The sequence below is a fragment of the Streptomyces sp. NPDC050704 genome, assembly GCF_040654355.1.
In the GTDB taxonomy this organism is placed as follows: Bacteria; Actinomycetota; Actinomycetes; order Streptomycetales; family Streptomycetaceae; genus Streptomyces.
The window spans coordinates 1-23,682 of record NZ_JBFAHW010000061.1; the positions used below are offsets into that span (position 1 = coordinate 1).

The 23,682-nt window shown below is 72.2% G+C and carries 15 protein-coding genes; 4 read left to right on the forward strand and 11 right to left on the reverse strand.

Annotation, left to right across the window (positions count from 1 at the left end):
• Window positions 1–114: 114 nt before the first annotated feature.
• Entirely contained in the window at window positions 115–1,236 is a 1,122-nt protein-coding gene (locus tag AB0I18_RS30805) for a glycerate kinase (RefSeq protein WP_363108949.1), read from the reverse strand.
• A gap of 169 nt (window positions 1,237–1,405) precedes the next feature.
• On the reverse strand, window positions 1,406–1,651 hold the full coding sequence (locus AB0I18_RS30810; RefSeq protein WP_363108903.1) for a hypothetical protein: 246 nt from the start codon (window positions 1,649–1,651) through the stop codon (window positions 1,406–1,408).
• Window positions 1,652–1,769: 118 nt separating this feature from the next.
• Here AB0I18_RS30810 and AB0I18_RS30815 point away from each other — a divergent pair, with 118 nt between their 5' ends.
• Window positions 1,770–2,855, forward strand: a complete 1,086-nt coding sequence (locus AB0I18_RS30815; RefSeq protein ID WP_363108904.1) for an ADP-ribosylglycohydrolase family protein — start codon at window positions 1,770–1,772, stop codon at window positions 2,853–2,855.
• 66 nt (window positions 2,856–2,921) lie between these two features.
• On the forward strand, window positions 2,922–3,413 hold the full coding sequence (locus tag AB0I18_RS30820; protein WP_363108905.1) for an NUDIX hydrolase: 492 nt from the start codon (window positions 2,922–2,924) through the stop codon (window positions 3,411–3,413).
• Window positions 3,414–3,977: 564 nt separating this feature from the next.
• On the opposite strand, the gene AB0I18_RS30825 is transcribed toward AB0I18_RS30820, so the two are convergent.
• Window positions 3,978–4,802: a hypothetical protein gene (locus tag AB0I18_RS30825; protein WP_363108906.1), complete on the reverse strand. Its 825-nt coding sequence runs from the start codon at window positions 4,800–4,802 to the stop codon at window positions 3,978–3,980.
• 315 nt (window positions 4,803–5,117) lie between these two features.
• On the opposite strand from AB0I18_RS30825, the gene AB0I18_RS30830 reads away from it, so the two are divergent.
• Complete coding sequence (locus AB0I18_RS30830) at window positions 5,118–5,891, forward strand: Sir2 family NAD-dependent protein deacetylase (protein WP_363108907.1); 774 nt, start codon at window positions 5,118–5,120, stop codon at window positions 5,889–5,891.
• Here the strand turns inward: AB0I18_RS30830 and AB0I18_RS30835 are convergent.
• The 4 genes from AB0I18_RS30835 to AB0I18_RS30850 all read right to left on the reverse strand — a co-directional run bounded on the left by AB0I18_RS30835 (window position 5,888) and on the right by AB0I18_RS30850 (window position 17,827).
• On the reverse strand, window positions 5,888–6,388 hold the full coding sequence (locus AB0I18_RS30835; protein WP_363108950.1) for a methylated-DNA--[protein]-cysteine S-methyltransferase: 501 nt from the start codon (window positions 6,386–6,388) through the stop codon (window positions 5,888–5,890). The two genes, AB0I18_RS30830 and AB0I18_RS30835, sit on opposite strands and share 4 nt — an antisense overlap.
• A gap of 18 nt (window positions 6,389–6,406) precedes the next feature.
• Window positions 6,407–7,891, reverse strand: a complete 1,485-nt coding sequence (locus AB0I18_RS30840) for an AlkA N-terminal domain-containing protein (protein WP_363108951.1) — start codon at window positions 7,889–7,891, stop codon at window positions 6,407–6,409.
• Between the two features lie 136 nt (window positions 7,892–8,027).
• A complete protein-coding gene (locus tag AB0I18_RS30845; RefSeq protein WP_363108908.1) occupies window positions 8,028–9,092 on the reverse strand; it encodes an FkbO/Hyg5 family chorismatase in 1,065 nt (354 codons plus the stop codon).
• Entirely contained in the window at window positions 9,089–17,827 is an 8,739-nt protein-coding gene (locus AB0I18_RS30850) for a type I polyketide synthase (RefSeq protein ID WP_363108909.1), read from the reverse strand. The genes AB0I18_RS30845 and AB0I18_RS30850 overlap by 4 nt, the downstream gene beginning before the upstream one ends.
• A 208-nt stretch (window positions 17,828–18,035) precedes the next feature.
• Here AB0I18_RS30850 and AB0I18_RS30855 point away from each other — a divergent pair, with 208 nt between their 5' ends.
• Window positions 18,036–18,437: a VOC family protein gene (locus tag AB0I18_RS30855; protein ID WP_363108910.1), complete on the forward strand. Its 402-nt coding sequence runs from the start codon at window positions 18,036–18,038 to the stop codon at window positions 18,435–18,437.
• A gap of 82 nt (window positions 18,438–18,519) precedes the next feature.
• Here the strand turns inward: AB0I18_RS30855 and AB0I18_RS30860 are convergent, their stop codons facing one another.
• The 4 genes from AB0I18_RS30860 to AB0I18_RS30875 form a co-directional block, all read right to left on the reverse strand.
• Window positions 18,520–19,047, reverse strand: coding sequence for an O-acetyl-ADP-ribose deacetylase (locus AB0I18_RS30860; protein WP_363108911.1), 528 nt, complete (start codon window positions 19,045–19,047; stop codon window positions 18,520–18,522).
• Entirely contained in the window at window positions 19,044–20,453 is a 1,410-nt protein-coding gene (locus tag AB0I18_RS30865) for an NAD(P)/FAD-dependent oxidoreductase (RefSeq protein ID WP_363108952.1), read from the reverse strand. Before AB0I18_RS30865 ends, AB0I18_RS30860 begins: the two co-directional genes overlap by 4 nt.
• 187 nt (window positions 20,454–20,640) lie before the next feature.
• Window positions 20,641–21,486, reverse strand: coding sequence for an inositol monophosphatase family protein (locus AB0I18_RS30870; RefSeq protein ID WP_363108912.1), 846 nt, complete (start codon window positions 21,484–21,486; stop codon window positions 20,641–20,643).
• Between the two features lie 128 nt (window positions 21,487–21,614).
• On the reverse strand, window positions 21,615–23,495 hold the full coding sequence (locus AB0I18_RS30875) for a gamma-glutamyltransferase (RefSeq protein ID WP_363108913.1): 1,881 nt from the start codon (window positions 23,493–23,495) through the stop codon (window positions 21,615–21,617).
• Window positions 23,496–23,682: the final 187 nt, after the last annotated feature.

Sequence of the window (23,682 nt, forward strand, 5' to 3'; positions counted from 1 at the left end):
GTTTGAGGACGAGGCCGTTCAGGCCGATTGCGGGGGTCTGGGGGCGGCAGCCCCCAGGGATGGGACGGGTAGGGGCGGCGGGGGCGAGGAAAGGCCCGACCGGCACCCTCCCCCTCAGATCAGGAAGTCCCGGCCGATCCGTTCCCCCACGTCCTCCAGGATCGGGCCCGCCTCGGCGATGCACCGGGCCACGTCGGGCTCGATCGCCGTGAGGGGGTAGGCGCGGCGGATGCCGGCTCGGCCGAGGGCCTCCGGCGGGAGGGCGAGGCGGCCGCAGACGGCGATGACCTCTTTGTCGGCGGCGCGGGCCGCGGCGGCGACCCCGGCGGGAGCCTTGCCGTGGAGGGTCTGCTCGTCCAGGGAGCCCTCGCCGGTGATGACGAGGGTGGCACGTTCGAGCGCGGGGCCGAAACCGAGCACGTCGAGCATGACCTCGATACCGGGCCGGAAGCGCGCACCGAGCCCGACCAGGGCCCCGTACCCGATCCCGCCGGCGGCACCGGCCCCCGGCGCGACGGCGTACTCCGCCGCCTTCGACCCGATCGCCTTCTCCAGAACCGCGACGAAATGGGCCAGCCCCGCGTCCAGCACCGCCACGTCGTCGGGAGAGGCCCCCTTCTGGGGTCCGTACACCGCCGGAGCCCCCTTGGGCCCGGTCAGCGGATTGTCCACGTCACTGGCGAGGACCACGTCGACCGAGGCGAGCCGCGGATCGAGACCGGACAGGTCCGCCGTGGCGAGCTCCCGCAGGGAGCCACCCCCGGGAGACACCGGCTCGCCGTCCTCGTCGAGGAACCGCGCCCCGAGCGCGGCCAGCATCCCGGCCCCGCCGTCCGTCGTGGCGCTGCCGCCGACACCGAACACGATGGTGGCCGCCCCGGCGTCCAGCGCGGCCCGCAACAGCTCCCCGGACCCGTACGTCGATGCCGTGAGCGGTGCGAAGACCCCGGCCGGCAGCCGCTGCAACCCGCTGGCCTCGGCCATCTCCACCACCGCGGTGTCGCCGCGCAGCGCGAACGCGGCATCGACCTCGCCCCCGAGCGGCCCGGCGACCCGCACCTCGCGCCGCTCGAACCCGGCGGCGACCGCCGCGTCGACCGTGCCGTCGCCGCCGTCGGCGACCGGCAGCGCCTCGACCTCGACATGCGGCGCGACCCGGTGCAGTCCGGCCGTCACCCGCTCGGCGACCTGCACGGCCGTGAGCGAGCCCTTGAACTTGTCCGCGGCGATGAGCACCCGTTGCCGTCGTCCGGTCCGGGTCCGATTCACTGCAGCGTCCGCCACCTTGCATTCCCCTTGCTCTCCGGGCCTTGCTCACGTCAAGGCAGTCGCGCCGCTGCGACCCTAACCGCAGGAGGGGGCCGCTGCCCAGGGCCGTTCTCACGTCCCGGACAGCGGCGGATTCTCAGCCGGCGTCGGTGCCGCGGGAGTCGTACAGCTGGTGCGTCAGCGTCCCGCTGCCCCCGAAGGGCACGCTGATGTGCTCCAGCACGTCCTCCAGAAGATCGAGATCCCCCGTCCGCACGCCGACGTCCCCGGTGGTCACCAGAGGCTCGGCGGGCGCCGCGTGGGCGGGGGTCGCACCGGCGGCGAACAGCACGGAGAGGGCGGCGACCGCCAGAACGGCGGTCGTACGGCTCGTCGACTTCACGGGACTCCTTGAACTCGGGACTCACATTACGAATAAAACCTGACGAGCCTCTCATGTGGTGTGGTGCCGGATATACGTAAAGCGGGCAGGACGGGCAGGAATTAGGTACACCGGGTGTATGACGCCTCTGGGCATTGACGACCTCGCGGACCGCGTCCTCGGGGGCTGGCTGGGCAGGATCGCGGGCAACATGCTCGGCAAACCGGTCGAGCAGGGCGACCACTGGACGCGGGACCGCATCGACCGCTATCTGCGGCAGGCCGCGGCGCTGCCGCTCACCGACTACCTGCCCGAGCCCGTCGGCCCGAGTGACGAATTCGTGCTGCGCCCGGAGTGGCGCCAGTGCGTACGCGGCCGGATCCACGGCAGCTGCCGCGACGACGACGTGGACTACGCGATCCTCGGCCTGCACCTCCTGGAGACGCACGGCTTCGGCTTCAGTACGGAGCAGGTGGGCGACCTGTGGCTGCTGCGGCTGCCGTATCTGCAGACGTTCACCGCGGAGCGCGCCGCGTACCGGAACCTGGCCAACGGGCTCAAGCCACCGCTGACCGCGACCTACGACAACCCCTACCAGGAGTGGATCGGCGCCCTCATCCGCGCCGACGTCTACGGCTGGACCAGTCCGGGCCGGCCCCGTCGCGCGGCCTCCCTCGCGCGCCGGGACGCCGTGCTGTCGCACACCGGGAACGGCGTGTACGGGGCGATGTGGGCGGCGGCGCTGGTGGCCGCCGCGTTCACCGCGCCGACCGTGCGGGAGGCCCTGGACACCGCGCTCACGGTGATCCCGGCGAGCAGCCGCCTGGCCCGGACCGTGTGCCGGGTGCGGGCGCTGCACGAGGCGCGGCTGGGCTGGGAGGAGACGCTCGGCACGGTCGCGGCGGAGACGGCGGGGCTCGGCTGGATCCACACGATCCCGAACGCCGCCGTCCTCACGGCCGGACTCCTGTACGGCGACGGGGACTTCACCCGCACCATCGCCCTCACGGTGCGCGGCGGCCTCGACACCGACTCGAACGGCGCGACCGCCGGTTCCGTCGCGGGTGTGCTCACCGGAGGCGCCGCGATCCCGGCCCGGTGGAAGGACCCGCTGGAGGACACGGTGCGCAGCGCGGTGTTCGGCTTCGACGGGGTGCGGATCAGTGAACTGGCCGAGCGGACGGTGCGGTTGGCGGAGTCGGCGGACCTGCCGACGGGGCGGTGACCTCGTAAGGGTTGCTCCCCCGGGTGACCTGGCCGGGCCGCCTCACGGCCTGGTTACGCTTTCCCGATGACGACTCCTGACTACGCCACGTACATCGCCGGACTCCCCCGCGTCCTCGTCGGGGCCGCCGCGCTCTTCCGCGACGCCGAGGGCCGGGTGCTGCTGGTCGAGCCCAACTACCGCGAGGGCTGGGCGCTGCCCGGCGGAACCGTCGAGTCGGACGACGGCGAGACCCCGCGGCAGGGCGCCCACCGGGAGACCCTGGAGGAGATCGGCCTGGACCTGGAGGTCGGCCGGCTGCTCGCGGTGGACTGGGTGCCGGGTGCCGCGCGGCCGCCGATCGTGGCGTACCTGTACGACGGCGGGGTCCTGAAGGACGAGCAGTTCAAGTCGATCCGCCTCCAGGAAGAGGAACTGCTGTCCTGGCGCCTGGTACCGCGCGAGGAACTGCCCGAGTACCTGCCGGGCTCCCTGGGCAGCCGGGTGCTCACCGCGCTGGACGTGCTCACGGAAGGTACGGGGACCGCGGAACTGGAAAGCGGTCACCGGGTCGGCTGACCCGGACCTCCGATGCCTGTCATTTCCGCACAGTGTGAATCCGGGCCGCACTCGACAAAGAATCCACTCCACAGAGCCGGCACTTCAAGGGTGCCTCGTGCGAAGACGGCCACCGCCGACTCGTCCCTGTACGTGACACCACCCTGATCCAGAACAGGCCGGGTCTCCAGAAGGCGAGCGAGATCCATCCCGTCGAAACCGAACTCTTCTCGCCACATATACACGACATCCGAGGCTGCGCACCCTTGGCATTTCTCCGTCGTGAAGTGCTCCATGGATCCACCTCCCATCAGAAGAGCGACACGGGAGTAGTCCCTTTCGCAGGCCGCACGATGGACCGGCCCGACGACCGTCCGCCACGCCCGGGCCACCGACGCGGGCTCGACACCTTCCAGGTTTGCCCCGGGACATGAATATGAGGGCTTCCTGACCTTTTCTTGAGCCGGTTCACCCTGCTCCCCGGGACGACAGGAAACCGGAATCAGGGCGAAAAGACAGAGAAAAAGACAGAGAAGCAGAACAATCCGTGGACGGCGCTGCCGCGAAGGTGCGTGATCCATCACCCTACTCGTACGCATTCCTGCACCTCCTCCCGTCGACAGCGGGGGCGACGGGCTTGAGCTGGCAGAGCGAGAAGTCACTCCGCCGCTCGAAAAATCGACGATAGGGGACCTTTGTCCCCCGCATGTCGAGGGGTGCGCTCACCTGAAACGGCTTCCCGTCGTCATCAATGACCGTCTTCTTCTCCTCGTGGCCCAGCATGTAGGTCACGTCGAGCTTGAAGGCCACGTAGTAACGAGCTGTCGTCACCCTCACAAGGACGACCTGCTGCTCGTTGTCGCGAAGCGTGATCGTCCGCTGCGAGAAGAAGGGTTTCCCCGGGACCGGCGACTCTCCGCCGTTGAACTCGACTTCACGCGCGACGGGGAAAGGGCGGTCCATGTCGAACATCATGCTCATCGTCGGACTTCCGGCCTCCGAAGGGGAGCGGAAGTATGTTCCCGACCACGGCGCCTCGCGCTTCACAATATGCGGACGTATGTCAAGAATGTTGATGCCTTGATTGCGGTGGCCCGTGAGCGTGATGCGAAGAGTCACGTCCTGAACCTTGACTCCGCCGTTCGAACGGATCACATCGCCGAATTCCTCCGTCGCCGCCGCTCCCGGACGCGACATGAATCGCAGCACTTCACGCGAAGGCCGGTAATCACCGCGTGTGACCATGCTCGTGCCCTCGTCGTCGAGCAGCATGGTGTCGGTCGACACGGAGAAATCCGGGCCGAAGCGAACCCTGTCCCTGGCGCTCTCCGGACTGACGAGCTCACCCGGAAGCGTCTCGATCCAGCCGCTGAAGACCACACCCAGCGCGCCCAGGAGCAGGGTTGCCATCCAGACCCTCGACGCGCGAAGCCGGGAAGCGCTGCCCTCACCGGCCCCGCGCACTGTTCGGCCCCGGAACGATGACGTTCGGATCCTCGAATTCCTTCTCCTGAGCACGGCTCTCCTCTGACTTCTGACTCGAATGAAGATCTGTCTCAAATGAAGTCAGGGATTCTCTACACCACGCCCCGGTTCTGTCGTCGGGACAACCACGGTTCTTCACACCTTCGATCAACGCGCGACGATGCCGCAGTGGCGCACCCGGAGACGGGCGCGCCCCGATATCCGTTCGCCCCATACGGACACGCGTCCTACCCTCGGCCCATGACCAAGCCCCTCGTCGCCGTCCTCAGCGGCGCCGGCATCAGCACGGATTCCGGCATCCCCGACTACCGCGGCCCGAACGGCCTGTGGCAGCAGGATCCGGAGGCGCAGAAGCTCGTCACGTACGAGTACTACATGGAGGATCCCGAGATCCGGCGGCGTTCCTGGCAGATGCGGCGCGAGAACCGGACGCTGCTGCCCGAGCCGAACGTGGCGCACCGGGCGGTGGCCGAGCTGGCCCGGGCCGGGGTGCCGGTACGGGTGATCACCCAGAACGTGGACGGGCTGCACCAGCAGGCCGGGATGCCGGCCCGCAAGGTGCTCGAACTGCACGGTACGGCGCGGACCGTGGTGTGCACCGGCTGTCACGCGAAGGCGCCGATGGAGGACGCGCTGGCGCGGGTCGCCGCCGGTGAGGACGATCCGCCGTGTCTGGAGTGCGGCGGCATCCTGAAGTCGGCGACGGTGATGTTCGGCCAGCGACTCGATCCCGTGGTGCTCGGCGAGGCCCTCGCGATCACCAAGGCGTGCCAGGTGTTCATCGCGGTCGGGACCAGTCTTCAGGTCCAGCCGGCGGCGGGCCTCGCGGGCCTCGCCGCCGACCACGGGGCGCGGCTGATCATCGTCAACGCCGAGCCGACGCCGTACGACGACCGGGCCGACGAGGTGGTGCGGGAGCCGATCGGCACGGCGCTTCCGGCACTGCTGCACCGACTCCGGGAGGACGAAGAAGACCAGGGGGACTCGGGAGGATCAGGGGGATCAGGGGGTTAGAACAGGGCTGTCCCCTGTTCGCCCCGTTCGAAGTCCAGCAGCCGCTGCTTGCGCTCCAGGCCGCCGCCGTAGCCCGTGAGGCTGCCGTCCGCGCCCACCACGCGATGGCAGGGCACGATGATCCCCAGCGGGTTCTTGCCGTTGGCGAGGCCCACCGCGCGGGACGCCTTCGGATTGCCGAGGGCGTCGGCGAGTTCGCCGTACGAACGGGTCTCGCCGTACGGGATCCGACGGAGCTGTTCCCAGACCGAGCGCTGGAACGGTGTGCCGTGCAGGCTCAGTTGGAGGGAGAAGTCCTTCAACTCGCCTGCGAAGTAGGCCCGGAGCTCCTCGACCGCCTCGGCGAAGGGCGCGTCGTCGGGGGACCCGGCTGTCCCGAAGGTCTCCTCCGGTGGGCGGTGGCGCTGGTCGGTCATGTAGAGGCCGGCCAGGACGCCGTCGGTGGCGACGAGGGTGAGCGGGCCGTACGGGCTGTCGATGACGGTGTGCTGTTTCACTGAAGTCACTGAACGTCCTTATGCGGGGAGGATGTTGATCGGGTGGCTGTCGGTCGCCCAGAGGTACTGGACGGCGTAGGCCCGCCAGGGCCGCCAGTCCGCGGAACGTGCCGTGAGCGCGGCGGGCGTGGACGGCAGGCCCAACTCCTGGGCGGCGCGCCGGACTCCGAGGTCGGTGGGCAGGAAGGCGTCGGGGTCGCCGAGGGCGCGCATGGCGATGATCTCCACGGTCCACGGACCGAACCCGGGCAGTGCGAGGAGCCGGGCGCGGCTCTCCGCCCAGTCGCTCTCGACGCCCAAGTGGAGAGTTCCGTCGGCGAGTTGGCGTACCAGGGAGGTGAGCGTGGTGCGGCGGGTGGCCGGCATGGCGAGGGCTTCGGGGTCGAGTGCGGCCAGCGCCTCGGCGGACGGGAAGAGGTGTGTGAGGCCGCCCTCGGGGTCGTCGACCGTTTCCCCGTGTGCGGTGACCAGGCGGGCCGCGTGGGTGCGGGCGGCGGCCGTGGACACCTGCTGGCCCAGTACGGCCCGTACGGCGAACTCGGGCTCGTCGACCGTACGCGGTACCCGGCGGCCCGGCGCCTTGTCGACGAGCGGGGCGAGCAGCGGGTCCGTCCGCAGCTGGTCGTCGACGGCGACCGGGTCGGCGTCGAGGTCGAGCATGCGGCGGCAGCGGCTGATGGCGACGGTCAGGTCGCGCAGGTCGCTGAGGGTGAGCCGGCAGCCGATGTGGGTGGCCGTCGGGGTCGCCGGGGTGAGCGCGACGACGCCGTGGCCGTAGGGCAGGCGCAGGGTCCGCCGGTACACGCCGTCGCGCCACTCCTCCACGCCGGGTACGGCGGTGGCGGCGAGGTGGCCGAAGAGGTTGTCGGGGTTGAGCGGGGCCCGGAAAGGCAGCCGAAGAGTCAACACCCCTGGTGTGCCGGTGAAGTTGGCGCCGTTCTTGGGGACCTTGGTGCGCAGTTCACCCGGCGTGAGGGCGAAGACCTCGCGAACCGTGTCGTTGAAGGTGCGGATGGAGGAGAAGCCCGCCGCGAAGGCGATCTCGGCCATCGGGAGCGGGGTCGTCTCGATGAGCAGGCGGGCGGTCTGGGCGCGTTGGGCGCGGGCGAGGGCGAGCGGTCCGGCGCCCAGTTCGGCGAGGAGCTGCCGTTCGATCTGCCGGGTGCTGTAGCCGAGCCGCGTCGCGAGCCCTGGAACGCCCTCGCGGTCCACGATCCCGTCGGCGATCAGCCGCATCGCGCGGGCCACCAGGTCGGCGCGCTGGTTCCACTCGGGCGAACCGGGGCTCGTGTCGGGCCGGCAGCGCTTGCAGGCCCGGAAGCCGGCCTGCTGGCAGGCGGCGGCGCTCGGGTAGAACGTCATGTTCTCCGGCTTCGGCGGCACGACCGGGCAGCTCGGCCGGCAGTAGATCCGCGTGGTCAGCACCGCCGTGAAGAACCATCCGTCGAAGCGGGCGTCCTTCGACTGGACAGCGCGCACGCAGTGCTCGGTGTCGGTGTGCATCCCGTTCTCCATGTCCTCCAGCATCGGCCATGGTCACGGCCTTGGCTGGCGAGAATCCGACATCGAGGTGGGGGCGTCCCGCGGACGGGCGGGGCGCCGCCCGGGTGACGGGAGCGCCGTGGTCGTGGACCTGGGATCACGTCCCGTCGGCGATCGCCTCGATCTCCACCAGCAGCTCCTCGCGGCAGAGGTCCACCGTGAGGTACGCGACCTCCGCCGCGGCCGGGAACGCCCGCTCGCACAGGCGGCGGACCGTCGGCAGGTCGGCGTGCCGACGGACGTAGACCTTGGCCGACCGCACGCTGCCCAGGCCGGCCGAGTCGTCGTGGCCGTCGTGGCCGTCGGACCGGGGGCCTGCCGCCAGACCGTGTGCGGCGAGGTTCTCCGGGGCGAGCAACCGGCCCATGGTGGCCAGAGTGACCCGGCACTGCGCTTCGACATCACCCACGTGCACGCTCTCGTGACCCAGGATGCCCGCCGTGCCGGAGACGTAGATCCGGCCCCCTGTCTCCGCGGTTGATCGCACATGCGTGGCGCGGGCGAAGCGCGGTGACTTCGGGCCGTACCGGCGCGGGTAGTGGTAGGCGGGCAGTTGCAGCGGGTTCTCGACGCCGGTGTGGACGGTACTGTCCGGGCGGCCCGCGAGCAGGTAGAAGGCGATACCGGGACCGCCGAGGGAGCCGACGCCGGTCGCGGCGGGAATCCGCGGGATGTCCAGGGCACGCGACTCGAACGCCTCGGCCCGGCCTCGGCAGAAGTCCTGGTAGATCTCCATGCCCTCGGCGTTGTCCGCGTTGATGTCGCCGATGAAGTTCCACATCCGGAACACGCTGCCGTATCCGGCGGCGGCCAGCAGGTCCAGTGCGGTCAGATAGGCGTCCCGGGTGGCCTTGGTGTACGTGGCGGCCGGGGCGATCCGGCCCGCGCAGAACATGTACGTCCCGTCGAGGGCGTAGACGATCCCGTCCCGCTCGCCGGAGGTCACGGGTCCCCGCGCGGGCCACACCTCGACGAAGCCGCCGTCGCGCGTGTGGACCATGGGCAGGTCCAGCACGGGCACCCCGTCGCGGACGGCCGGGTCGAGGCCGCGTGTCGTGTAGCGGACGACGCCGAGGGGCGCTCCGGGTTCCGGGGCGGTGCCGATGGTGTCGAGGTCGTCGAGGGCGTCAAGGAAGTCGAACGGTCGCAGGAGAGGGATCATCGGCCGTCCTCCGCCCGGTCGAGGCCGAGGTTGAGGTCGCGGTTGCGGTCGCGGTCGCGGTCGAGACCTAGGGAGTCGATCCAGGTGCGGACCGCCGACGCCGTTGTACGGGCGTCCTCCTGAAGGAGCGTCAGATGGTCGCCGGGGACCTCCACGCGCTCGTGCGGCAGCGGCCAGGTGGCCCGCCAGCCGTCCTCGTCCGGTTGCGGGTCCAGGTCCGGGTCCGCCGCCATCTCCGGGGTGGGGCGTGAGGCCCGTACCAGCAGGGTCGGAGTGTCGACCGGTTCCGGGTCCCAGCCCATGAAGATCCCCGTGTACGCCCCCATGGCCGCGACGCCTGCGTCCTCGTACAGGCGTGGCGCGACGGCGGCGGGCAGTGCCGTCAGCCAGTCCTTGCCGCTGTTGTCGTCGTCGACGAGGTACGTGTCGAGCAGGACCTGGCCGGCCGGCGGCATGCCGAGGTCTTCGAGCCGCCGGGTCACGGCGTGGGTGACCGCGCCGCCTGTGGAGGCGCCGACGAGCACGAAGGGACGGTCGCCGACGTGCCGCAGGACCGTCTCGGCGTGGGTACGGGCCAGCACCTCCCGGTCGGCGGGTACCGCGGTGCCCGCGCCGAGGCCCGGGTGCGCCAGCTCCAGGACGTCCGAATCCCCGTCGAAACAGCGGTGGAATCCGGCGAACTCGCCGCCCGGGACGGCGAACGGCGGGTGGTACCCGGAGAGGAAGACCAGCACGGGACGGCGGCCAGTTCCGGCGGCCCGCCGGACCGGAGGCAGGGCGTGCGCCCGGCTCTCGGCGGCGTCGAAGGTCGGTAGCACCCGGGAGGCGGTGACCAGCATGTGCATGCCTGCGGCCGCCTCGCCCTTCGCGCAGAGCGCGCGGTAGAGGGCGGCGAGGGTGTGCGGCGGCCGGTCCGCCGCCTCGGACCTCGGCGGCGGCAACGGGTCGCGTACCGGCTCCAGTTCCGACGCCCGTTCCGGCTCGCGCTCCCGCTCCCGCTCGTGCCCCGGTGCTTGCAGGGGATCGCCGAACAGGCCGAGCAGATGGCGGGCGAGCGCATTCGCCGTCGGTTGGTCGAACACCACTGTGGGTGGCAGCCACAGCCCTGTGGCCGTGCTCAGCTCGTTACGGAGCTGGACCGCCATCAGGGAGTCGAAGCCGAGTTCCGCGAGAGTCCTGCCCGTCGGCAGCGCGTCGGCGTCGGGGTATCCGAGGACCGCGGCGACCGTGCCGCGCACCAGCTCCGCGAGCGCGCCCTCCCGTTCTCCGTCGGGCAGCCCGGCCAGCAGCTCGCGCCACCCTCCCTGCTCCGCCGGGTCCTGCGCCCGGGTCCCGGACGCGGAGTCGGCGGCCGGGCGACCGGTGCGTACGAGCCCTCGCAACAGCGGTGGTACGGGCCCGTCGACGGACCGGAGAGCGGCCCGGTCGAGCAGGACCGGCGCCAGCACGGGCTCGTCCGTACGCAGCGCCGCGTCGAACAGGGCCATGCCCTGCTCAGGGGAGAGCGCCTGGACCAGGTCCCGGCTCGGCACCCGCTGTGATCCGGCCTCGCGGAGCTGGGCCGCCATGCCGTCGTCGTGCTCCCACAGTCCCCACGCCAAGGAGACGGCGGGCAGTCCCAGCGAGGTGCGGTGGTGGGCGAGCGCGTCCAGGAAGGAGTTCGCCGCCGCATAGTTGGCCTGGCCCGGCCGGCCCAGCAGACCCGAGGCCGAGGAGAACAGGACGAACGCCGACAAGTCCAGGTCGCGGGTCAGCTCGTGAAGGTGCCAGGCCGCGTCCGCCTTCGGGCGCAGCACCGCCGCCATCCGCTCGGGGGTCATCGAGTCCAGTACGCCGTCGTCGAGCACCCCGGCCGCGTGCACCACGGCGCTCAGCGGCGGCTCGCAGTCCCTGATCAGCTCGGCGAGCGCGGACCGGTCGGCCGCGTCGCACGCGACGACGCGCACCTCCGCGCCCAACTCCCCAAGTGCCGTACGCAGTTCATCGGCACCCGGCGCCTGCGGACCGCGTCGTCCGGTGAGCAGCAGATGCCGTACGCCGTGTCCGGTGACCAGGTGCCGGGCCAGTTCCGCGCCGAGGGCTCCTGTTCCGCCGGTGATCAGCACGGTGCCCTCCGGGCCGAACCCGCGGGTGTCACGGGTGACTTCGGCGGCTCCGGCGATTCCAGCGGTTCCGGTGACTGCGGCAGCTCCGGTGGCTGCGGTCAGTCGGGGTACCGTCAACTGCCCGGCGCGCAGGGATAGTTGAGGCTCGCCGGTCGCCAGTGCGGCGGGCAGCAACCGCAGGGACTCCGGCCGGCCGTCCACGTCGACCAGGACGACACGTCCGGGTACCTCCGACTGAGCCGTGCGCACCAGCCCCCACACCGCGGCGCCGGCCAGGTCCGGGACCGGGGCGGTGGCGTCCCGTGTCACCACGAGCAGCCGTGATCCGGCCGCCCGGGGATCGCTCTGCCAGTTCTGCAACGTCTCCAGGACCGTGCCGGTCAACCGGTGCGCGGCGGACACCGGGTCGGGGTCCGCCGTCGGGGCGAGGGCCGTGTGCACCACCACGTCCGGAACTGCCGAACTCCCCGTCAGCGGAACGTACTTGCCGAGGTCCAACTCGTCCGGTCCGAGGACCGCCCAGGCACCGGCACCGTCATCGGCGCCGGCGGCCGGGTCGACGGGCGTCCACTCGGGGCGCAGCAACGCACGCCGCACCACATCGTCCGCGGCGCCCAGGTGTCCGGCCGGCAGCTCCCGCGTGACCAGTGACCCGACCACCGCGACCGGCTGCCCCGTGGTGTCGGCCAGCGCCACCGTGACGGCCCCCGGTCCCGTCGGAATCAGCCGCACCCGTACGTCCGATGCCCCACCGGCGTACAACCTCACCCCACTCCACGCGAACGGCAGCCGCACCGGACCGGATCCGGAATCGAGATCGAGATCGGGATCGGGATCGGGATCGGGATCGGGATCGGCGTCAGATCCCGACCCGGAGTCGAGGCCGGGGCCGGAGCCGGACGCGGCGAGCAGTGTGCTGTGCACCGCCGCGTCCAGCAGGGCCGGGTGGAGGCCGAAGCGGGCAGCGCCCGGGGTCTGCTGTTCGGGCAGGCGGACCTCGGCGAAGAGTTCCGTGCCCCGCCGCCACATCGCCCGGACCCCCTGGAACGCGGGCCCGTAGCTGATGCCACCGTCCGCGAGGGTGTCGTACGCGTCGGCGAATTCCACCTCGGCCGCGCCCTGCGGGGGCCACTCCTTCAGATCGCCGTCCGGTAGGTCCGTCGCCGAAGGCGCCCGGCTCAGCAGCCCGGTGACATGCCGGGTCCAGTCTGTGCCCGACTCCTCTCCGGCCACCTCGGGCCGGGAGTAGATGTCGACGGGGCACCGGCCGGAGTCGTCGGCCGGCCCGACCACGACCTGGACGCGGACGCCCGTGTCGGCGGGCAGCGCGAGCGGCGCCACGACCACGAGTTCGTCGAGGAGGTCGCAGCCCACCTCGTCGCCCGCGTGGACAGCCATCTCCACGAAGGCCGTCGCCGGGACGAGTGTCGTCTCCCCGATCACGTGGTCGCCGAGCCAAGGCTGGGTGATGGGCGAGAGCCGTCCGGAGAGCACCGTCCGGCCGGTGTCCGGCACCGTGAACGCCGGGCCGAGCAACGGGTGTTCGTGCGTGTCGGTCCCGGCCGCGATGTCCGTACGCGGAGCGTCCAGCCAGTACCGATGGCGCTGGAACGCGTACGTCGGCAGGTCGACGCGGCGCGCACCCGTGTCCGCGAACACCGCGGACCAGTCGACGCCGACGCCGCGCACATGCAACCGGGCCAGAGCCAGCAGCAGGGATTCCGGCTCCCGCTCACAGGACTCACCGCCCTCGCCGGACCCACCGGAGCCGCCGGGCTCACTGGACCCACCGGATTTACCGGACCCACCGGGTTTGCCCGACGCCCCGGAAGTGCCGGACGACCGGCTGATGGCCGCGGCGAACTCAGGACCGTCGCCGCCGCCGTCCCCGCTGCCGTCGCCGTTGATGCCGGGAGGCAGCACCTGCTCGGCCGCCGCGGTGAGGACGGGCCCGGGGCCCAGCTCCAGAAAGGCGCCGGCCTTCTCGTTCTCGCCGAGCCATCGCACGGCGTCCGCGAACCGCACAGGCAGGCGGGCATGCCGTACCCAGTACTCCGCGGAGCACAACTCACCCGCCGCGGTCTCGGCCGGGCGGCCCGACACCGTCGAGATCACCGGAATCCGCGGCGCCCGGTACGTCAGCCCCTCGGCGACCCGGCGGAATTCGTCGAGCATGGGATCCACCAGCGGCGAGTGGAAGGCATGGCTCACCCGCAGCCGTACGGTCCTGCGCCCGCGCTCCGCGAACATGTCGGCGACGGCGAGCACGGCGTCCCGTACGCCGGAAATCACCACGGAGCGGGGCCCGTTCACGGAGGCGATGGCGACCCGGTCCGTGACGCCGAGTTCCGCCAGGACAGACCCGACCTCGTCCTCGGCCGCGTACAGCGCGACCATCGCCCCGCCCTCGGGCAGCGCCTGCATCAGACGGCCGCGCGCCGCCACGAGCGCCGCCGCGTCGGGCAGGTCCAGCACCCCGGCGACGTGTGCCGCGGCCAGTTCCCCGACGGAGTGCCCGGCCAGGAAGTCCGGCCGGATCCCCCAGGACTCCAACAGCCGGTAGAGCGCCACTTCGAAGGCGAACAGGGCGGCCTGGGTGAAGTCCGTACGGTCGAGCAGCGCGGCCTCGGGTGAACCGTCCGCCGCGAACACGACCTCGCGCAGCGGTCGTTCGAGCCGGTCGTCGAGTGCGTGGCACACCTCGTCGAAGGCCGCGGCGAAGGCGGGGAAGGCCGCGGAGAGTTCCCGGCCCATACCGGCACGCTGGGCACCCTGGCCGGTGAACAGGAACGCCGTACGGATGCCACGGTCGGCGATGCCCCGGACGGTTCCGGGGCCGCGCTCGCCCCGGCCCGGAGACGCGAGTGACCTGAGCGCGGTCAGCAGCGCCGCCGGGTCGCCCGCGGATACCGCGGCACGGTGGGTGAGCGACGCCCTCGACACGGCGAGCGAGAGGGCGATGTCGGCCGAGTCGGCGGGTGAGAGGCCGGGCCGGGCCGCCACCTCGGCCGCCAGCCGCCGTGCCTGGGCGCGCAGGGCGGGCTCGTCGGCTCCGGAGAGCAGCCAGGGCAGGACCGGTGCCGCACCCGCGGACAGGGATGGGGAGGGAGAGGAGGACAGGGACGGGGACGCATCGAGCTCGGGATCGGGCTCGGACCGGTTCAACGGCGCCTGCGCGGGCGCCTGTTCCAGGATCACGTGGGCATTGGTCCCGCCGATCCCGAACGCCGACACGCCCGCCCGGCGCGGCCGGTCGGACGACGGCCACGGCTGGGCGGCGGTCAGCAGTTCCACCCGGCCCGAGGACCAGTCCACATGCGGCGACGGCTTCTCGACGTGCAGCGTCGCCGGCAACTCGCCCTGCTCCATGGCCAGCACCATCTTGATGACTCCGGCGACCCCCGCGGCCGCCTGGGTGTGCCCGAGGTTGGACTTCACCGACCCGAGCCAGAGCGGCGGCTGTTCCGGGGAGCGCCCCTGCCCGTACGTGGCCAGCAGCGCGCCCGCCTCGATCGGATCGCCCAGCATGGTGCCGGTGCCGTGCGCCTCCACCGCGTCCACGTCGCTGCCGCGCAGTCCGGCGTCGGCCAGCGCCCGCGTGATGAGCCGCTGCTGGGCCTGGCCGTTGGGCGCGGTCAGCCCGTTGGACGCGCCGTCGGAGTTGACGGCGGAGCCCTTCAGTACCGCCAGCACCGGGTGGCCGTTGCGCCGGGCGTCGGAGAGCCGCTCCAGCAGGACCAGGCCGGCTCCCTCGCCCCAGCCGGTGCCGTCCGCCGACGAGGAGAACGACTTGCAGCGGCCGTCGGGCGACAGTCCGCGCTGCCGGCTGAACATCGCGAACGACCTGGGTGTCGCCATCACCGTGACCCCGCCGGCCAGGGCCAGCGAGCACTCGCCCGAGCGCAGCGCCCGGGCCGCCCAGTGCAGCGACACCAGCGAGGACGAGCACGCGGTGTCGATCGTGATCGCCGGTCCGCGCAGCCCGTACGTGTACGCGACCCGGCCGGAGGCCACGCTGCCCGCCGAGCCGAGGCCCAGGTGGGCCTCCAGCTCATGCGGTGTGGTGCCGAGGCGTTCGGCGTAGTCCGCGTACATCACTCCGACGAAGACACCCGTGTCGCTGTCGCGCAGGGACGTCGGGTCGATACCGGCGCGCTCCCAGACCTCCCAGGACGTCTCCAGCAGCAGGCGCTGCTGCGGGTCCATGGCCAGTGCCTCGCGCGGCGAGATCCCGAAGAGACCGGCGTCGAAGTCGGCGGCCCGGTGCAGGAATCCGCCGCTGCGGGTGTAGGACGTGCCGAGGCGGTCCGGATCGGGGTCGTACAGTGCGTCCAGGTCCCAGCCCCGGTCGACCGGGAAGCCCGAGACCGCGTCCCGGCCTTCGGAGACCAGCTGCCACAGGTCCTCCGGGGACTGGACGTCACCGGGGTAGCGGCAGCCCATGGCGACGATCACAACCGGATCGTCGTCGTCCTGGCTCCGCCCGGCCGCGGGCCCGGCGGCGCCGTCGGCCGCGGGCCCGAAGAGGGCGGTACGCAGATACCGGGCCACCTCGGCGGGTGTCGGGTGATCGAAGACCAGCGTCATCGGCAGCCGCAGACCGGTCGACGCGCCCAGCCGCTCGATCAGCGCGACCGCGCCCAGGGAGGTGAGCCCCAGTTCGACGAAGGGGCGGTCCGCGTCCCGCCATCCGAACGGCTGCTCGCCGCGGATCTCCGCCGTGGCGGCGAGCACGACCTCGCGGAGCACACGCTCGCGCTCCTCCAGGGGCAGGGGCGCGAGCTGCTCACGCAACTCAGGAGCCGACGCCGGGGCCTTTGCGTTCGGAATCTCCGGACTCTCCGGGACCGCTATGACCCCTGTGACCTCCGGGACCGCTACGGCCTCTGTGGCCTCCGGGACCGCTATGGCCTCTGAATTACTGGAGACTTCAGGAATGAAGCGGAGATCGGGCGCCGGCCGGGCCAGACCCGGCACAACCGCGTGGCGGGCGATCTTGCCGGATGCCGTGCGCGGGACGGCGGCGATCTCGTGTATCTCCGTCGGGACCTTGTAGTCGGACAGCAGGGTGCGGCAGTCCCGCAGCACGCGCCGCGGGTCGAGCCCGTCGGGCCCCGGCACCACGAACGCCACCGGAACCTCACCGAGGACCTCGTCCGGAGCACCCACCACCACGGCGTCGGCCACCCCGGGGCAGCGCAGCAGCGCCTGCTCGATCTCGGTGGGGTGGATGTTCTCGCCGCCCCGGATGATCAGTTCGCCGACCCGGCCGGTGACGGTGAGATGACCGTGCTCACCGCGGCGGGCCAGATCTCCGGTGCGGTACCAGCCGTCCTTCAGTGCGGCCGCCGTGGCCTCGGGCTGGTTGTGGTATCCGGTCATGAGGCCCGGTCCACGCACCCACACTTCACCTTCTTGCCCGTCCGCGACCTCGTCGCCGGAGTCCCCGGAGCCACCGGAGTCCCCGCGACCCTCGGAGTTCCCGGAGCGCGGATCGACGAGCCGTACATCCACGCCCGGGACGGGAAGCCCGCACGAGCCCTCGACGCGCGGCCCGTCCGGCCGGTTCACGGCGATCATCCCGCAGGTCTCGGTACTCCCGTACGCGTCCAGCAGCGGAGCCCCGAGCATCTCCTCGACCGCCCGCCGCAGGGGCGGGGCACTCGGCGCGCCCGCCACCACGCACAGCCGCAGCCCGGTCCGCGAAGGCCCGGCGGCCTCCCCGGCCTCCCCGGCCTCCCCGTCCTCCCCGGCCGCCGCCACCAGCCGGTGGTACGTCGCGGGCACGCCGGCCAGCATCGTGAACGGACCCTCGGGCTGCTCGTACGCCTCGTCCAGTACGCGCAACAGGCCGCCGGGCGGAAGCAGTTCTCCGGCGATCAACGCGCTCGCGCCGACGGCGACGACACCCAGCAGGGCGAGTGAGTGTCCGAAGCTGTGGAACAGCGGCAGCGGCCACAGCAGCCGGTCCGCCGCCGAGAGGCCGAAGATCGGTGCGTAGCAGACCGCCACCGACGACAGCGCGGCGCGCTGGGTGGACACCACGCCCTTGGGGCGGTGGGTGGTCCCCGAGGTGTAGAGCAGCCAGGCCGGCTCGTCGAGGCCGAGGTCGTCCCGCGCCGGTCCGGCGTCCGTGGCCTCGGCCGCCGCGTCGAGGAGCACGGTCCCGTCGGGGGCGTCTGCGGGCACTGGCCCCGTACCGGTGAGCAGCACCCGCGGCCGACCGTGCTCGGGACCCGACTCGGGGCTCAACTCGGCGCTCAGCCGGGTCAGTTGCCCGAGGTGCGCCCGGTCCGTGACGATCACGGAGGCGCCGCTGTCCGCCAGCAGGTACGCGAGTTCCGCGTCGGAGGAGCGCGGGTTGAGCAGCACGCCGACGCCGCTCGCCCTGGTGACGGCGAGGCAACTCTCCACCAGCTCGACGCAGTTGCCGAGGCAGATCGCGACCCTGTCCCCCCGCCTGAGCCCGGCCCCCGCCAGGCGACCGGCCAGCCGGCCCGTGCGCCGCTCCAGCTCTCCGTACGTCACACTCCGCGCGGAGTCCGAGTACGCGACCCGGTCGGCCGACCGGCCCGCATGCCTCCTCAGTAACTCCGGCAGCGGCCTGATCAGTTCGTCGTCGTGCCTCATGTCCCCACCCTGTCCGGTCCCCGAGCGGCCTGCTCCCCCAGCCGAGTTGAGCGTACGTCGACCCGAACGCAAGATCGAACAACGTGACAACCGGCGTGGCGGAACCGACTTGGACGGCTTGGCCGACGGGACGGTGGTGCGGGTAGTTTGACGATTCGTCACTGAGCCCTTCGCTCAACCAACCCGTCACCCGGCGAAAGGAACATCCGTGCGTTGCAGTCATGTCCGCCTGATGGTGGAGGACTACAAGGCGTGCTTCCTCTTCTACCGCGACGTATGCGGCTTCACGGTCCTGTGGGGTGACGAGGACACCCGCTACGCGGAACTGGACATGGGGTCGGGCACGCATCTGGCCCTCAACAAGCGCGAGGTCATGGCCGAGGCGCTCGGCACCCTCGGCGCCGGATCGGAACTGCCCGGCCAGGACCGCTTCGCACTGATCCTGGAGACCGACGACGTGGACGCCACCGCCGCCCGGCTCAAGGCCGCGGGCGCCACCCTGGTCAAGGAGGCCCAGGACTGGCCGGTTTGGGGCATCCGGGCCGCGCACTTTCGTGACCCCGACGGCTACCTGGTGGAGATCAACGCGCCACTGCCATCGGCCGAGTGAACGCCCGGCGGGCGGCCGCGGCCGTGCTCGGGTTCAGGTTCGGACTCGGGCTCGGGCTCGGGCTCGGGCTCGGGTTGCCAGGTCAGCGGAGTCGCCCGGCGTACGCAGCGAACGCCGCGAACGCCCGCTCGTCGAAGAGGACGAACCTGACCTCCGTGACCGCCGTCTCCGTGTCCCGCACCGTCTCCAGCGCGATGCGCGCGGCGTCCTCCATCGGCCATCTGTAGACGCCGGTGGAGATGGCCGGGAACGCGACCGTCCGAGCACCGAGTTCGTCGGCCACCCGGAGTGATTCCCGATAGCAGGAGGCGAGCAGCGCGGGATCGCTGCCGGCGCCCTGATACACCGGGCCGACCGTGTGGATCACCCACCGCGCGTCCAGCTCGCCCGCCGTGGTGGCGACGGCCTGGCCCGTCGCGAGCCCCCTGCCGTACTGCGACGCTCGCAGGGCCCGGCACTCGGCGAGGATCTCGGGGCCGCCGCGCCGGTGGATGGCACCGTCCACGCCTCCGCCGCCCAGCAGTGAGGAGTTGGCGGCGTTGACGATCGCGTCCACGCTCTGCCGCGTGATGTCGCCCTGGACGAGTTCGATGGCGGTCGCGGCGCTCATGTCCGGCGCAGCTTCCGCCATACGGCCTTGGCCGCGTTGTGCCCCGACATACCGTGCACGCCGGGCCCCGGCGGGGTGGCCGAGGAGCAGATGAACACCGCCGGGTGCGGGGTGCTGTACGGGAACAGGGACAGCTTGGGGCGCAGCAGCAGTTGCAGCCCGGAGGCGGCGCCGCAGGCGATGTCGCCGCCCACGTAGTTGGCGTTGCGCGCGGCGAGTTCGGGCGGGCCCGCCGTGGCGCGGGCGAGGACGCGGTCCCGGAAGCCGGGCGCGAACCGCTCCAGCTGGCGCTCGATCGCGTCGGTGAGGTCCCCGGTCCAGCCGTTCGGAACATGGCCGTACGCCCAGAACACGTGCTTGCCGGCCGGCGCGCGGGACGGGTCGACGACACTGGGCTGCACGGTGATCAGGAACGGCGCGTCGGGTGCCCGGCCCTCCCGGGAGGCCGCCTGCAGGGCGGCACCGATCTCCGCTCGGCTCGCGCCGATCTGTACGGTCCCGGCGGTGCGCGGCTCCTTGGCGGTCCACGGCACCGGCCCGTCGAGGGCGTAGTCGACCTTGAAGACACCCGCCCCGTACCGGTAGCGCTCGTAGTACCGCCCGAAGCCCGCGATCCGGCTCAGCGCGGTGGGCGACGTATCGAAGACATACGCGCGCGCGGGCGGCAGGTCGTCGAGCCGCTTCACCTCGTAGTCGGTGTGGACCGCGCCGCCCAGATCCTGGAGGTATGCGGTCAGCGCGTCGGAGATCGACTGGGAGCCGCCGCGCGCGACGGGCCAGCCGGCGGCGTGCGCCGCCAGCGCGAAGACGAGGCCGACGGCGCCGCTGGCGAAGCCGTCGAGCGGCGACATGACGTGCGCGACCAGTCCGGCGAACAGGGCCTGCGCCCGCTCGTCGCGGAACCTGCGCATCAGCCAGGTCGAGGGCGGCAGACCGACGAGGCCGAAGCGGGCGAGGGTGACCGGGTCGCGGGGCAGGGCGGTGAGCGGCAGGGCCATGAAATCCCGTACCAGGGTGTCCCATTTGTGGGTGAAGGGCTCGACGAGCCTGCGGTACGCGCCCGCGTCGTGCGGACCGAACGAGGCCGCCGTCTCCCCCACGGACCGGGACAGCACCGCCGCCGTGCCGTCCGGGAAGGGGTGTGCCATGGGCAGGTCGGGCTGCAGCCACTCCAGGCCGTACCGCCCCAGCGGCATCGCCTGGAACGCGGGCGAGTTGATGCCCAGCGGATGCGCGGCCGAGCACGGGTCGTGCCGGAAACCCGGCAGCGTCAGCTCCTCGGTGCGGGCGCCGCCGCCGACCTTGTCGCGGGCCTCGAAGACGGCCACGGAGAAGCCGCGGCGGGCCAGCTCCACGGCAGCCGTCAGGCCGTTCGGCCCCGCACCCACCACGACGGCATCGAGCATCGACGGCACCTCCGGACTCCTTCGTCTGCCGATGGCCACTACGGATCAGGATATGCCGGGCCTCGGACAGTCCTGAGGTCAGTCCCGGAGTGCGGGTGATCGTCGGCGGCCGACGCGTCGGTTCCGGTTCCGTGCGCCCGGGTGAGGTCCGCTGGTCGCGGGCCCCGGGGCCGCACCCCACCAGAGGTCAGGCTCCGTCCGACAGAAGTCCCAGCACCCGGCGAGCCGTGGCCGCGTCCCGCGCCGCCGTGAACGGGAGTGCGTTGCCGCCGGTTATCCGGAACGGCTCCCCCGCGAGCGTCAGATGCGCGCCACCCGCCTCCTCCACCAGCAGGATCCCCGCCGCATGATCCCAGGCGGCCTCCCATGAGAACGCAGTCGCATCCAACTCACCCCGCGCGATGGCGAGATACTCCAGTCCGGCGGAGCCGCACGGCCGCGGCCGGACGCCCGCCGCCTGGAGACCGAGGAGCGCGCGCTTCTCGTCGTCCGTCGTGTAGTCGGGGTGCGAGTGGGCCACTTCGAGGTCGCGGCCGGGGGTGGGCGAGCCGGAGCGGAGGGGTTCGCCGTCGAGGAGGGCACCCTGGCCCCGTATGGCTACGGCGAGTTGGTCGCGGGCCGGTGCGTACGTCCATGACGCCAGCAGGACTCCGCCCTGTGCGAGCGCGACCAGCGTGCAGAAGCCGGGGTCGCCGTGCACGAACTGACGCGTGCCGTCGACCGGGTCGACGATCCAGACCGGCGCCTCGCCCTTGATCGCCTCGTACGTCACCGGGTTGGCGTGCACCGCCTCCTCGCCCACCACGACCGAGCCGGGCAGCAGCTCGACGAGCGCCTTGGTGAGGTACTCCTCGGCCTTGCGGTCGGCGTCCGTGACCAGGTCGTGCGGGCCGGTCTTCTCGTCGATCTCGTGTGCCGCGAGCTGCCGGAAGCGCGGCATGATCTCGGTGGCGGCCGCTTTGCGGACCGCCTCTTCGACGTCGGCGGTGCGGTGAGCGAGAAACTCGTCGATGGTTTCCATGTCTTCGATCATGACTCCATGAGAGCACGCGCCTCTGACAATCCCCACCCGGCCGGTGCATCACGGATGGAATCACCATGAACAACCGGCGCGGAGACCGCGCCACGAGATCACCGCCGCAGGCCCCGGCGCAGCGGGGCTCAGCGCCCGACCGCGTACCCCTGCATCCCCCGCGGATTCGCCGCCGCCGACAGGACCCCGGTGCGCGGATCCCGCGCCACCGCGCACAGCCGCCCCTCCGACCAGGCCTCCCCGACCAGGACGTCGTGACCGCGGCGGCGCAGCTCCTCGACGACTTCGGGAGCCGTGCGGGACTCGACGGTCACACTGCCGGGGCGCATACCGCGCGGGTAGAAGGAGCCGGGGAAGCTGTCGTTGTGCCAGTTCGGGGCGTCGATGGCGCCCTGGAGGTCCAGGCCGCCGCGCACCTGGGCGCGCAGGGCGACGGCCAGGAAGAAGTGCAGCTGCCACTGGTCCTGCTGGTCGCCGCCGGGCGTGCCGAACGCCATGACCGGCGCCCCGTCCCGCAGCGCGAGCGAGGGAGTGAGTGTCGTACGCGGGCGGCGGCCCGGCGTGAGGGAGTTGGGCAGCCCCTCGTCCAGCCAGGCCATCTGGAGCCGGGTGCCCAGCGGAAAGCCCAGCTCGGGCACGACGGGGTTGGACTGCAGCCAGCCGCCACTGGGCGTGGCCGCGACCATGTTGCCCCAGCGGTCGACGATGTCGAGGTGGCAGGTGTCGCCCCGGGTGCCGCCGTCCGCCGAGACAGCCGGCTCCCCGGGCACGGGAGACGTCGGCCGCTTGGCCACGGTCGGCTCACCGGCGCCCGCCTCGGCCCCGGCCCTCGCCACGGTCGGCTCCCCCGCCCCCGTCACCCCGAGCACGTCGAACCCGGCCTCCCCCTCGGCCACCACGCGCGCGTGCCCGCTGAGCCGCGGAGTGCGCGCTCCGGGACTGCCCGGCCGCAACTCGTACGAGGCCTTCTCCCCGACCAGCGCCCGCCGCCCGGCGTTGTACTCCTCCGACAGCAGCTCCCCCAACGGCACCTCGCCCGCGTCCCCGTACCAGGCCTCCCGGTCGGCCATCGCGAGCTTGCAGCCCTCGATCAGCAGGTGCACGTACTCGGCGGAGCCGTACCGCGGCAGCTCCGGCGGCAGCAGGGCCAGCTGCTGGAGGAGGACCGGGCCCTGGCTCCAGGGGCCCGCCTTGCACAGGGTCCAGCCCCGCCAGTCGTACGTGGCCGGGGCCTCGTAGGACGCGGACCAGGAAGCCAGGTCGGCCGCCGACAGCGTTCCGGCGTTGCGCCTGCCGCTGGTGTCCATGGTGGGCCGGGCCGCCTGCCGTACCAGCGCTTCGGCGATGAAGCCCTCGCGCCAGATCCGCCGGGCGGCCTCGATCTGTGCGACCCGGTCGTCGCCGACCGCCGCGGCCTCCGCGAGCAGCCGCCGCCAGGTCGCGGCCAGCGCGGGGTTGCGGAACAGCTCGCCCGGCTGCGGGGCCCGCCCACCAGGCAGGTACACCTCGGCCGACGACGTCCACTCGGTCTCGAAGAGCTCCCGTACCGTCTCGACGGTCTCGCCGACGCGCTCCACGGGCGCGTGCCCGTCCTCGGAGTACCCGACGGCGTACTTCAGGACGTCCGCCAGGGACTTCGTGCCGTGGTCGCGCAGAAGCAGCAACCACGCGTCGAAGGCGCCCGGCACGGCGGCCGCGAGGGGCCCGGTGCCGGGTACGAGCTCCAGACCGAGTCCCCTGTAGTGGTCGATCGTCGCCCCGGCCGGTGCCACGCCCTGACCGCACAGCACCCGCACCTCCCCGCCCGCCGGGGCGAGGATGATCGGCACCTCGCCGGCGGGCCCGTTGAGGTGCGGCTCGACGACGTGCAGGACGAAACCGGCGGCCACGGCGGCGTCGTACGCGTTGCCGCCGTCCTCCAGAACGGCCATCGCCGACTGCGAGGCGAGCCAGTGGGTGGAGGACACCATTCCGAAGGTGCCCTGGAGCGTAGGACGGGTCGTGAACATATGACCTCTCACCTCATTGTTTTCCGCTCATCGGCCGGATCGACAGTCGCTCAGGACCGGTCCTGGGGAGAATCTGGGGAGCCCGGGTCGAACTCGCCCCCCTCCGCTCCCCCAGCAGGCTATCGATCGCCCCGCGTCCCTTCTTCCCCGCCTCTGGCATGAAGTGGGCGTAGGGGTCGGGTGCGAT

Coding starts and splice junctions, on each gene's coding strand:
- AB0I18_RS30825 (WP_363108906.1), bottom strand. CDS start 4,802: ATGGCAACCCTGCTCCTGGGCGCGCTGGGTGTGGTCTTCAGCGGCTGG.
- AB0I18_RS30870 (WP_363108912.1), bottom strand. CDS start 21,486: ATGATCGAAGACATGGAAACCATCGACGAGTTTCTCGCTCACCGCACC.
- AB0I18_RS30820 (WP_363108905.1), top strand. CDS start 2,922: ATGACGACTCCTGACTACGCCACGTACATCGCCGGACTCCCCCGCGTC.
- AB0I18_RS30815 (WP_363108904.1), top strand. CDS start 1,770: ATGACGCCTCTGGGCATTGACGACCTCGCGGACCGCGTCCTCGGGGGC.
- AB0I18_RS30830 (WP_363108907.1), top strand. CDS start 5,118: ATGACCAAGCCCCTCGTCGCCGTCCTCAGCGGCGCCGGCATCAGCACG.
- AB0I18_RS30845 (WP_363108908.1), bottom strand. CDS start 9,092: ATGATCCCTCTCCTGCGACCGTTCGACTTCCTTGACGCCCTCGACGAC.
- AB0I18_RS30875 (WP_363108913.1), bottom strand. CDS start 23,495: ATGTTCACGACCCGTCCTACGCTCCAGGGCACCTTCGGAATGGTGTCC.
- AB0I18_RS30860 (WP_363108911.1), bottom strand. CDS start 19,047: ATGAGCGCCGCGACCGCCATCGAACTCGTCCAGGGCGACATCACGCGG.
- AB0I18_RS30840 (WP_363108951.1), bottom strand. CDS start 7,891: ATGCACACCGACACCGAGCACTGCGTGCGCGCTGTCCAGTCGAAGGAC.
- AB0I18_RS30865 (WP_363108952.1), bottom strand. CDS start 20,453: ATGCTCGATGCCGTCGTGGTGGGTGCGGGGCCGAACGGCCTGACGGCT.
- AB0I18_RS30850 (WP_363108909.1), bottom strand. CDS start 17,827: ATGAGGCACGACGACGAACTGATCAGGCCGCTGCCGGAGTTACTGAGG.